Consider the following 12269-nt stretch of genomic DNA (forward strand, 5'->3'; position numbering starts at 1 on the left):
CATTACCGCACAGTTGCTATTTAAAAAATGCTATCTGGAATCCAAGCCAACTTATAACGAAAAGGCGATCATATAGCGCGCTCGCAAAGCAGTTTTTTAATCATGATGAATAAATGCTACTTTATTCTTGTCATTCTGTTGGCAAGCCTAAGTCCCTATCGGGCATCCATTGCGCTCGCGCAATCACCAAATACGCAGATTTCCGGCGTCGTCACCTCCGAAGTAGGCATTCCTGTAGAAGGTGTAACCGTACGTGTGAAAGGCTCTGATCGCGCTACTTCGACGAATGTGGAAGGGCGCTATACATTGGAACTTCCTACCACGGGTGGCAGCACGCTCATCTTCACCAGTACCGGATATGCGGTACAGGAAATTCCTATTCAAAACCGCGGTACGATCAACGTTACGCTGAGCACGGATGTGCACGGTATGGACGAAGTCGTTGTTGTGGGTTACGGAAGTATGCGCAAGAAAGATTTGACCGGTGCCGTTACACAGATTCGACCCGATAATATTGCGAACGAAAATCCTCGAACGGTGCAGGACATCTTGCGTGGTACGCCGGGTGTACGCGTGGGTTTTGATCCATCGGCCAAAGGTGGAGGTAGTCTACAAATCCGTGGTCAACGTTCTGTTTACGACGAAGGCGGCCACAATAGTCCGTTATTGATCTTGGATGGAATGATTTATTATGGTGAACTATCCGAAATTAACCCCGATGATATTGAGCAGATTGATATTTTGAAAGATGCGTCTGCGGCGGCAGTTTATGGCGCACAGGCAGCCAGTGGTGTTATCATCATTACCACGAAGAAGGGCAAGCCCGGCAAACCTATTGTCAACTTGCGCACCAATGTAGGCGCTTCTACGTTGAGCACATTCCGTGAGCCATTTGATGAAGCGGGATATCTCAAACATAGAGAAGATTGGTTTACCAAGAATACGTATGGTGTAAATCCAACAACGGGAGCATATGAAGCCTATCAAACTGGCCTTTTTGCGCAGCAACCGGGCTTCTTTGTGCGACCAGATCGATTGCCTGCAGGTGTTTCTGCAGATACTTGGCGCGGATACACCTCCAACACAGATGGAGAATCGGATATAGCGATCTGGGGACGGCGATTGGGCTTCACCGGCAATGCGTTGCAAAACTTCGTAGATGGCAATTTTATTGATTGGTCTAAGCATGTATTTCGTACTGGATTGGATCAAGATTACAATGCCAGTGTGAGCGGAGCCGGAGATCGGGTCAATTATTACCTGTCTATGGGTTATATGAAGAATCAAGGCGTTGTTGTCTCCGACAATTATCGCGCGGTGCGTGCTAATATGAAGATTGACGCCAAGGTCACCAACTGGTTTGAGCTAGGCGCGAATGTCAATTTCCAAAATAGATCCGATGGCAACGTAGATATCGATCAGGCACAGGCGCTACGCAATAGCCCTTTCGGCGATTATGCGGATGCCGATGGCAATCCAGTTCAGTTTCCATTGGGCCCAGAATTCAGCCAGCGTGGCTATAATTATGACTTTGTCAAACAGTTTCTAGAGCTAGAAAAAGGTTTCACCACGTTGAATTCCATTTTGCAAGCGCGAGTAAAGTTGCCATTCAACATCAATTACTCCTTCAATGCATCGCCGCGCTTTCAGTTTTTTCATGATCGCTACTTTATGTCGGCTGCTTTGCCAGGCTCAGACCCTAAATCACGTGGTGTGAACCGCTCGCAAGCGCAACGCTTTGACTGGTCGATCAACAATGTGGTGAGCTGGGAGAAAGAGTTTAATGACAAGCACCGCATCAATGCCACCTTCGTGTATGAGGCTGAAGAGCGCCAGTTTTGGGAAGATATGATCAATGCTCGAAACATTTTACCATCAGATGCATTAGGTTTTCACAATACGAGAAATGGTATGAAAGAAGATAGCTCGTACTCTAGTTTTGATACACGGCAAACAGCTGATGGTATGTTAGGACGTTTGTTTTACTCGTACGATGACCGCTATCAACTGACTACCTCTCTTCGACGTGATGGCTATTCGGGTTTTGGTACATCCAATCCACATGCTATTTTCCCATCTGCTGCGGTAGCATGGAATTTTACTAACGAAAGCTTTTTTAATCCGCAAAGCCTTGTCAGTAATGGTAAACTTCGTGTATCCTACGGCGAGAATGGAAATAGATCGTTGGCAGATCCCAATTTGGCATTGGCCAATCTATATGAAGGAGCTGGTAAGATGCAGGGATACCTCAATAATGCTGGCGAATTAGCTTTGTATCGGTATTTGATGGCTGATCGATTGGCAAATCCATTCTTGCAATGGGAAAAGACGGCTTCGTGGAACGTAGGTCTGGAATTTTCCCTGTTCAATAATCGAATCTCAACCACGATGGAATATTACTCCATGAGTACCAAAGATATGATTATGCAACAGCGCTTACCATCCTTCACGGGTTTTGAGCGGATCGCGACCAACTTGGGTCAGGTGGACAACAGGGGTTTTGAGCTGACCTTAAATACGCTCAACATTCAGCGCGAAAACTTCCAATGGAGCACCAATTTTGGCATGTCTTACAACAAGAACCGCATCAAGCACTTGTACTATCAATACGAAGATGTGATCGCACCAGATGGTAGCGTTTTGAGTCGTCGGGAAGTAAATGACATTCCGAATGGTTGGTTTATTGATCAGCCGATCGATGCCATTTGGAACTATCGCGTTACCGGAATCTGGCAGACTAATGAAGTAGAAGAAGCTGCGCGGTACGGGCAGCTACCGGGCGATCCTAAAGTAGCGAATAACCATACGGAAGATGATGGGGTGAATACCGATGGCACCAGCAAACCAGTATACAATGATCAGGATAAAGAGTTTTTGGGACGTCGCGTAGCACCTTTTCAATGGTCTTTGCGAAGTGATTTTACCTTGTGGAAAGATCTGACTTTCTCTTTCAATTTGTATGCATACACCGGTCACAAAAGTTTAAACGGCAATTACCTGAATAACGATGATAATGGTGGGCATATGGCCTATGGCTTGTCAAACCGTGAGCGCAAAGAATATTGGACACCAGAGAACCCAACTAATGAGTTTGGCCGTATTGAAGCAGGTGGTCCAGTTGGCGCTGCTGGTGTTAACAAACTGTACAACCGCTCTTTCGTACGATTGGAGAATATTACGGTAGGTTATACTTTACCAAGATACTGGACGTCCAACCTAGATTTGAATAGCATCAAACTATTTGGTGCGGTGCGCAACGTAGCGACTTGGTCGCCGGGATGGCCGTACGGAGATCCGGAAACGGGTAGTTGGGCGCCGCGCTTGTACACGTTTGGCTTAAATCTAGTTTTCTAAATTTTAAAATACTTTATCATGAAAAATATTCATCAACGATCTAGCCGTATTTCCTATTGCATTGCAGCGATAGTAGGTGGTATCCTGCTGATCAGCAGCTGCTCTAAAGATTTTTTGAAACCGAATCCACTTTCTATTTATGAGCCAACAGCCACTTTTTCTACCGAATCGGGATTGATGTCTGCCATGGCGATCTGCGACCGCCATCTTAAACTGTATTGGGCCACCGAACACAACGAGGTGCTCACGCTCGGTACAGAATATATCTTCTCGGAGCTGATGGTAGCTGGCGCAACAGATAAGCGAACCATGCTGTGCGACATTGCCAATATGCTCACGCCAACCAGCGAAACCAGCTTACAAAGTATTGATCGAACCAATAGTATCTGGTATCTGTGGCAAGAAACGTATAAAGGCATTTCCTACGCCAACACCATTATTCAGTTTGTAGATCGGGTAGAGGGATTGGACGAAAATATTAAAAATGCGTACAAAGGCAGAGCCTATTTTCATCGTGCCTTTCGGTATATGGCGTTGGTTTTTCAGTTTGGTGATATTCCTTTAGTGAGCAAACTATTGGAAGTGCCTAAGCAGAATTACCGCAGTACCGAGCGCGATGCTATTTTGCAGATGTTGGTACAAGACATGGAGTTTGCGATTGAATGGGTGCCTACGCAGCAGGAAACTAATCTGATTGGTTTGGTGAATAAAGGCGCTTGTCGCATGCTGTTGACGAAGCTTTATTTGGCGATGGGTGAATACCAGAAGGCCAAAGATCAAACCGATATTCTGATCAACCAATCCGGTTATTCACTGATGACGGGCACGTTTGGCACATTCAACCCAGGCGGTGAAGCGCGAACTTGGCCGATCACCAGAAATGTAATTTGGGATATGCACCGTGCAGAAAACAAGCTCATCGCAGCCAATAAGGAAGTCATCATGGGAATGCCCAATCGTGGGTCTGATGCGGAATCATTTTCTCAAATGCTAACCATGCGCATCTTATATCCATTTGTATTCGACAACAGGGTGCTAGCGCCGGATGGCCGGCAAGCCATGCTCAATATTCGTCGTAACAGTGGCGACTACAATCCTTTGTACGACTATATGCGTGCTTTTGGTCGTGGAATATCAACGTTTCGGCCAACGTATTTTCAGACGCATGCCGTATGGAATGTGAATGGAGAAGTGGATGCGACCGATCTTCGACACAGCTCGAGTACTGGGAATTGGATGCGCATGGAAGATTACAAGGTCAATAACAAAGCCTCGGCGCAATTTGGCCAAAACCTGACGCTATTTCACCCGACGACAGGTGCATTATTATGTAGCGATACCATTCGCCGTTGGTTTGATGTGCCACATTATAAATTCTTTTTAAATGACCCAGTGAATGAGGCAAACATTGTCGGTTCTGATGGTCTTCGTGGAGCAACTAACGGCGGAATTGCTGATTGGTATCTGTACCGCTTGGCAGAAGCATATTTGCTGCGTGCCGAAGCGAAATATTATCTGAATCCCAATGATGGAACAATCAAAGATGACTTGAACATTATCCGACAACGAGCGCAGTGCGCGCAGTTGTACCAAGGCGCAGTCACGATCGGCGATATTATGAACGAACGTGCCCGTGAATTGTATTGGGAGGAATGGCGTAATGTGGAATTGAAACGCGTGTCACTTTGTTTAGCGCGTAGTGGAAGACCCGACGAATGGGGAAATACCTATAGCTTGGTCAACTTCGACAAGCAATCTGGTACGGATGATGCTGGCGGAAGCTATTGGTATCAGCGCATCAATCATTACAGCATGTACAACAAAGGGCCAATTCAGATCAATGCGACCGGAAATAGTAGTCCAAATTACACGATGGACAAGAAAAATATGTACTGGCCGATACCGTATGCTGCTATCACGGCCAACACCAAAGGCGTGCTAAGTCAAAACTTCGGCTATGATGGCTATGATGCAGGTGTAGCCAAATGGAGCACTTGGCAAGAGGCGGTAGCCGACGAGGATAGAACCGAGTAACGCTTGGGAGCGTAAAAAAAGGTACTTTATTCATGATCTGCTTGATGTCATTCTACCGGTGAAATTCTTCATCGGGAGAATGACATTTTTATTTTTGAGAAAGTTTACGTTTTCATTTTAAAGGTTTTGTGCTGTTTATGGTGTTTTTTGTAATTAAAAGCTAACTTTGCACGCGAATTCGATTACCTAAAATCAGGAGGGCTTCTATATGCACAAAAAGATCATCATTTTAGCAACGTTATTCCTGTGCTTCACGGGTGCCTGGGCGCAGAGTACCATAGATACGCTGGAAACAATCCAAGATAGCATCCAGCAGGAAAAGCCTCGTTTTCAGCAACAACCTGGGCTAGCATTAGCCGCATCTAAAATTTTTTTTTCGGAGAAACGGTGGTCTGTAGGGGGCTTTGGCGAATTTAATTATGTGCCGCTTCAACAAAATGTGAGCACCGATCTGGGTGATTTGGAGCTCTACTACTCTGGTCTATATCGGTACGCTACATTTTTTGGCTATCGCCTCACAGACAAATTAATCTGGAATTCTGAGTTGCAAATCGAGTTTCTGCATGATCGTGATGGTAATACGAGCCAAGAATTTCTGGTAGAAGCCTTTGTCGATTACCTTTATGCCGATTATTTGAAAGCGCGTCTGGGTTTTTATCCACTGACGATCGGTTATGTAAATAATAATGATGAACCGGTGATGTTCTATTCCGTTAATCGCTCTGAGGTGGAGCGATTGATTACGCCCTCTACATGGATTGAGTTTGGGGCGATGTTTTATGGCAATATTTCGAAAGACTGGAGTTATGCGTTGGGTTTTTCGCAGGGGCTCAATAGTGAGGATTTTGTCGGCGGGAGCTGGATTAGGCAGGGGCGTGAAATTCGCTTAGGCGTGCCACGTTCTCTCGCGATAAATCCGCAAATCAATTACCACGGGCTACCCGGTGCTACGCTTTCTGTGTCGGGATATTATGGCAATTCAGGCCAAGGGAATTCCGTTCGAATCAACGATCGGGATGAAGATATCAAAGGAAGAATTAACCTCACTACCGCTTATGGAACATACCACTGGAGCACCTTTCGTTTCGTAGCACTCGGTACATACGGCACGCTCAGTGATACCGAGAAAATATATCAACGGACCGCTGAACACTCGGAAAATGGCGGTCAAGTATTAGGAAGTAATACGTACGGTTATCTTTTCGAATTGGGTAGCGATATCTTACCTTACCTGCGCGGCCGAGCGCCAAAGGAGCGTCCGCACCGTTCTTCGTTCTTGTTTGACTCGCACGAAATGAAGCTAAGTTTATTTGGAAGGTACGAACGACTGAATACGCATCAGCAGGTAAATCCTGTGCTGCAAGAGTTTCCTCGAGCAGAAAGCAACCTGAGCATTATTACGCTGGGGGTTAACTTCAACACGAAAGAAAACATTGTGCTGAAAGCCAACTACCAGTACCGACGAAACAAGTCTCCATTGGATCCGATGCCGGTCTCCAACATAGTGGAGACCGGCATCGGATTTATTTTTTAACCAACTTATACGCGACTACACTATTGTTGTTGAATGTAGGTATGTATAGCGTTTTAGATATGGCATCATAACCCAAGTCCGCCGTGTTCATCTTGCCACGCACATCCAGCAGCTGCTCCAATGTGCCGTCTGCTTTCACATAGTAGATCAGCCCAGGCCAGCATGTCACTAAGAAGTCGCCATTGCCAACAGGTTCCAAGCCATCGCCGCCTTCTTCCAAATCTTTGGTAATGACAGTTTTGTTTTTGGTTTGATCCACTTTCCACAATTCCTTACCCGCTAACACATACAATGCATCGCCGATTACGCGCACGCCATTCGCATTATTAGCGTCTTCCAAATACACAGACGCTTTATCGTTCTCGATTAGATACACTTTATGCTCGCGCGTGTCGGAGACGAAAACACGACCTTTTGCATCTGCGGTTACATCATTTAGAAAAGTAGCACCAGCTACTGGGATCTTTTTAAGCACTTTTCCATTCTTTAAATCCACTACGACCACATCAGTAATGTCGGCGATATACAGGCGATTGCCGTGCATGGCCATTCCTTTTGGCGCGTGCAGACCAGTTACCCAAGTGGCATCTTTCATCTTTCCGTCAGTTTGCAATACCGCGACGCCGCCTTTGCCGTCTTTTTCACTGCCGCCACCATCAATCAAAGATACCAATAGCGTGGATTGAGCAGCATGTGGCAATACCGATTCTGGAACAGGTAATTGTTCGGTAGATTCCCACAATTTTTCGAGTTTGTGCTGAGCCTGAGCAGAATAAGTCAGCGCAGAAAGGGCGAGTAATGCTAGTGTTTTCTTCATGGTAGTGTGTTTTGTGAATGTCCTAATTTATCAAAATTAGCTAAGAATGTCAAAGGTTTAGCAGGCTTTCTGTATCTTTGCTGCTGTGAAAGATAATGTAAAATTGGTGGATATCAGAAGTTTGAGTGTTGATCAGTTGAAGGTCAAGCTTACGGAGATGGGGGAGCAGGCGTTTCGTGCAAAGCAGATATATGAATGGCTATGGCAAAAATCATGTACCTCTTTTGATGAGATGAGCAACCTGAGCAAGGCGCTACGCGAAAACCTTAAAACCAATTTTACGATCAACGCAGCACAGGTACGCCAGTCGCAGATCAGTAATGATAAAACGATCAAAAGCACGTTTACGCTATATGATGGCAATGTGATTGAGGGCGTGCTGATTCCTGCTGATTCACGGATGACGGCTTGTGTCAGCTCGCAAGTAGGTTGTAGTCTGACCTGTAAGTTCTGCGCAACAGGCTATATGGATCGCAAGCGTAATCTCACTGCCGACGAGATCTACGATCAAGTGGTCCTAATTGCCAAACAAGCGGAAGATCATTATCAACAACCGTTATCGAATATCGTATACATGGGTATGGGCGAGCCTTTGCTTAACTATGCCAATATGATGAAATCCATCGAGCGTATTACTTCGCCAACTGGTCTGAATATGGCGGCCAAACGCATTACGGTAAGTACGGCGGGCATTGCCAAGATGATCAAAAAATTGGGTGACGACGAGGTCCGTTTTAATCTGGCGCTTTCCTTGCATGCGGCTAATGATGAGAAACGGAACGAAATTATGCCGATCAATGAGCAAAATACGCTGAAGGCGTTGGCCGAAGCGCTCAAATATTATTACGCCAAAACTAAGAACGCGGTCACATTTGAATACATTGTGTTTCATCACTTCAACGATGAGTTGGAAGATGCCAAAGATCTCGCAAAATTCTGTAAGCACATTCCATGTAAAGTCAATATCATTGAGTACAACCCGATTGCTTTAGCCGATTTTGTGAATGCAGAAGCAGATAAGATCGATGTATTTGCCGATTATTTGCGTAGTCAGGGCGTAATTACCAATGTACGACGTAGTCGTGGTAAAGATATTGACGCAGCCTGCGGTCAATTAGCGATTAAAGATAAAACTGCCGAAGAAGTGTCATAAAGCGCTATCTGTGGCAGTATTCGTTTATTCTACATGCATAGACTGGATAGATATTGGCATGGATTAGTACACATTCTCTTCCCGCAGCGCTGTGCGGGCTGTGATACCGTCTTGCTCCATCAGGAGCTGATTTTATGCACCAGCTGTTTGTATCATTTGCCCAAAACCAACCACCACGAAGATCTCGAAAATGAAACGGCGAAGCAGCTGTGGGGCAAAGTCAGATTTCAGCACGCGGCTTCCATGCTCACACTTACCAAATCATCCCGCGTACAGCGGCTCATTCATCATCTAAAATATGGCCAGCAACCCGACATTGGCATTTATCTGGGCAAGATGTATGGTGAAACACTAAAGCACCATCCGATCGTAAGCGATGTAGATCTGATTGTGCCAATTCCTATTCACCCCATCAAAAGGAGAAAACGTGGCTACAACCAATCAGAGTTTTTTGCACGCGGCTTGAGTAAAACGTTGGCCATACCATATGATATTACGCTACTAAAGCGCAACGTGAATTCGGTTTCCCAAACACGCAAATCCCGGACTGCCCGTTATGACAATGTAGAAAATGCCTTTGCTTTTGTGCCACAAAAAGGGGCAAAACAGCTTCTGAAACATGTGCTATTAGTGGATGATGTGATTACAACAGGTGCGACCATTTCTGTAGCCGCCCAGCAGCTAATAGATGGTTTAGGTTGTACCATATCCATACTTACCATAGCGCGCGCATAAATCGCGGTGAGATATCGAGAAATTTAAGAAATGGACGCTTGCGACCGGCTAAAAGCGCTTCCGGTAGAATAATAGATAAGCAAATAAGGCCATGCCAATACCAACCGCGTCCGCAAAGATATCCCACCAATCTGCTTGCCGCGTACTGGTGAAGTAATATTGAACAAACTCGGTAAAGAAAGCAAAAGAACCCGTTCCTAAAAGGACCCAGAATGCCGTGAGGTATTTTCGTGCCATCCCCTTGGTGTAGGCCACTGCTCCATATAGAAATAGTGCTGTAAGTAAAAAGAAGCAACCGCAGTGAGCAATCTTGTCAAACCCCTCGTAAAGTGGTATTGAAGTGGTTCCTGGCGATTTTAACATGAGGTACAGCATACAGATGCTCCATAGGAAAGCCCAGGAATAGCTTAGAATAAATCGCATAGTCGTAAAAGTCGGCTTTATCCACTAAAGAAAAAAGCTTTTAACGAATTTTATAGGTTTACCGCCACACTATATCTGCTTGAAGATCATTCCGTTAAAAATTATCACACTGATTATCAGTTGTTTGGGAACAATTTTTGATTTTATACAGTACTATGTATTGCAAAGTACTGTCTTAAAGACATATCTTTGTATTGTTATGGTAGCTGAAAACACACAAGTACAGATGCGGAAAGGGATACTAGAGTACTGTATTCTTTCTATTATCTCTCGTAATGAGATCTATGCATCGGATATAATTGCGGAGTTGAAGAAAGCGGAGTTACTCATCGTAGAAGGCACGCTTTATCCTTTATTGACGCGGCTCAAAAACAATGGACTTTTGAGCTATAATTGGAAGGAATCTACTTCTGGGCCTCCGCGCAAATACTATGAGATAACCGAAGAAGGCATGGCCGTGCTCAAAAAGCTGGATGTGACGTGGAAAGAACTACTGTTTGCGGTAGAAACCTCATTAGAACACAGAACAATTTAAGTGACAACAAGATATTAAAAACCCTAAAACCATGAATAAGACTATAATCATTAACATAAACAGCATCGTTTTCCACATTGAGGAGGATGCTTACGAGATATTGCGTTCTTACATGATTGATATCAAGCGGCACTTTGGCCGCTCGGAGGATAGCAAAGAAATATTGGAAGACATTGAGAACCGCATTGCGGAAATGTTTTCCGAACGCATTCAGTCTGGCAAGAAAGAAGTCATTGGTATTGACGATGTCAATCAAGTCATTGCACAGATGGGGCGTGTAAGCGATTTTGAGGCGGGTATAATCAGTGATGAAGACGAAGTGTCTGGCGCTGAAGCTACAGCTGATGCGAGTGCGCCGCATGTAGAAACGGAGGAACAAGCGCCGAAAGTGGAGCCTTCTTATTTTGCAAAAAGACTGATGAAAGATCCCGATGACAAGATCTTAGGTGGTGTCTGTAGCGGATTAGGTCATTATTTTGGCATTGAGCCAAAATGGATTCGAGTCATGTTCTTAGCCTTCTTTCTTTTTGCAGGATCTGGCGCCATGCTGTATGTAGTCTTATGGATTTTCATGCCCAAAGCGGTAAGTCGAGCGGATAAAATGGCGATGCGCGGTGAAGCACCCAACCTACAGAACTTCAAGAAATCCTACGAGATGGATGAGCAACCAGGGCAGTTGTCTGGTACTCGCGAATACATCGGTCGTGGCGCACGATCCGTTGAGTCGTTTGTCGGTTCATTTTTCCGCATGATTGGTCGTGTTTTCGGAACTATCCTTCTGGTTTCGGTTGGTCTCACTTTGTTAGGACTATTTATTTTCTTCATATTCTGTGGATTATATCTCATAGGTTTCAAGACAGATATGCACTTCCCGCCACTAGAATTGCTTGATCCTGCTGATGCTTATCTTGCATTGCTAGCTGGTTTCTTGGCCAATTTTATTCCGTTTATGGCGTTGTTTTACTTGCTATTACGGATATTATTTAAGGCGCCGAAGATGAATAATTATGCCTCCTTGACATTGCTTACCGTTTGGGGTTTATCAATCATTGCAATCATTTATTTCTGTGTGGCTACGGCACAAAATTTCCGCGAAACCAGTACTGTAAAAGTGGAAAAGCCATTGCAATCGGCATCTAACTATGTCTTTTCAGAGAATGATGTTCGTGTGATCGATGCGTCCAGTGAGGATTTTGACAATGGGCGATTAAAAGCATTTGAAGATGGATTTAGCCTTCGTGATGATTTGAGTATTCGCATAGAATCATTGGACTCGTTAGAAAAGCCATACATACAATATAATTATACGGCCAAAGGACGCAGCTTCAAACAAGCTTCAGACAACGCTTCGGATATCGTGTATAAAGTAGTACAGGAAAAGCAAAGTTTGCAATTTGATAGCCATTTCTCCTTTAGTTCCGCAAAAAAACTATATCGTGATCAATATGTCGACGTAACCGTATTTCTGCCGGTAGGTACGAAGGTGACTATCATGAATAACATGGAGTATAAAGTACGGAATAGCGTAAATACGCACGATTGCTATCCAGATATCAATCACAAATCTACCGAGTGGGTGATGACAAAAAATGGGTTGAAATGTGCCACCGCCAACCCGGAAGAAGAGGGCGAAGAAAAAAACATCGAGGAGAGTGTAACATCTGAATCCTAACGAGCGTCTAAC

General features: G+C 44.8%; 9 protein-coding genes. 7 read left to right on the forward strand and 2 right to left on the reverse strand.

Going from position 1 to position 12269, the window contains the following annotated elements; translation table 11 throughout:
• Positions 1-102 precede the first annotated feature (102 nt).
• The 3 genes from AC3IRT_RS00235 (at position 103) to AC3IRT_RS00245 (ending at position 6922) form a co-directional block, all read left to right on the forward strand.
• Positions 103-3354, forward strand: a complete 3252-nt coding sequence (locus AC3IRT_RS00235) for a SusC/RagA family TonB-linked outer membrane protein (RefSeq protein ID WP_489394554.1) — start codon at positions 103-105, stop codon at positions 3352-3354.
• Between the two features lie 18 nt (positions 3355-3372).
• The gene (locus tag AC3IRT_RS00240; protein WP_489394555.1) at positions 3373-5388 is read left to right on the forward strand and encodes a RagB/SusD family nutrient uptake outer membrane protein; all 2016 of its coding nucleotides are present in this window, start codon (positions 3373-3375) and stop codon (positions 5386-5388) included.
• A 208-nt stretch (positions 5389-5596) separates the two neighbouring features.
• Positions 5597-6922, forward strand: coding sequence for a hypothetical protein (locus AC3IRT_RS00245; protein WP_489394556.1), 1326 nt, complete (start codon positions 5597-5599; stop codon positions 6920-6922).
• Here the strand turns inward: AC3IRT_RS00245 and AC3IRT_RS00250 are convergent.
• A complete protein-coding gene (locus tag AC3IRT_RS00250; protein WP_489394557.1) occupies positions 6912-7739 on the reverse strand; it encodes an SMP-30/gluconolactonase/LRE family protein in 828 nt (275 codons plus the stop codon). The two genes, AC3IRT_RS00245 and AC3IRT_RS00250, sit on opposite strands and share 11 nt — an antisense overlap.
• 85 nt (positions 7740-7824) lie before the next feature.
• Here AC3IRT_RS00250 and rlmN point away from each other — a divergent pair, with 85 nt between their 5' ends.
• Together rlmN and AC3IRT_RS00260 are read left to right on the forward strand one after the other, a co-directional pair.
• Positions 7825-8892: a dual-specificity RNA methyltransferase RlmN gene (gene rlmN / locus AC3IRT_RS00255; RefSeq protein ID WP_489394558.1), complete on the forward strand. Its 1068-nt coding sequence runs from the start codon at positions 7825-7827 to the stop codon at positions 8890-8892.
• A gap of 33 nt (positions 8893-8925) precedes the next feature.
• Positions 8926-9627 carry a ComF family protein gene (locus AC3IRT_RS00260; RefSeq protein WP_489394559.1) on the forward strand — a complete coding sequence of 234 codons (702 nt, stop codon included), beginning with the start codon at positions 8926-8928 and terminating at the stop codon, positions 9625-9627.
• Between the two features lie 48 nt (positions 9628-9675).
• On the opposite strand, the gene AC3IRT_RS00265 is transcribed toward AC3IRT_RS00260, so the two are convergent.
• A complete protein-coding gene (locus AC3IRT_RS00265; protein ID WP_489394560.1) occupies positions 9676-9990 on the reverse strand; it encodes a VanZ family protein in 315 nt (104 codons plus the stop codon).
• 259 nt (positions 9991-10249) lie between these two features.
• Between AC3IRT_RS00265 and AC3IRT_RS00270 the strand changes: the two genes are divergently transcribed.
• On the forward strand, positions 10250-10585 hold the full coding sequence (locus tag AC3IRT_RS00270) for a PadR family transcriptional regulator (protein ID WP_489394561.1): 336 nt from the start codon (positions 10250-10252) through the stop codon (positions 10583-10585).
• A 31-nt stretch (positions 10586-10616) separates the two neighbouring features.
• Entirely contained in the window at positions 10617-12257 is a 1641-nt protein-coding gene (locus tag AC3IRT_RS00275) for a PspC domain-containing protein (protein WP_489394562.1), read from the forward strand.
• Positions 12258-12269 lie beyond the last annotated feature (12 nt).

This window comes from Sphingobacterium sp. KH_072 (assembly GCF_057837975.1).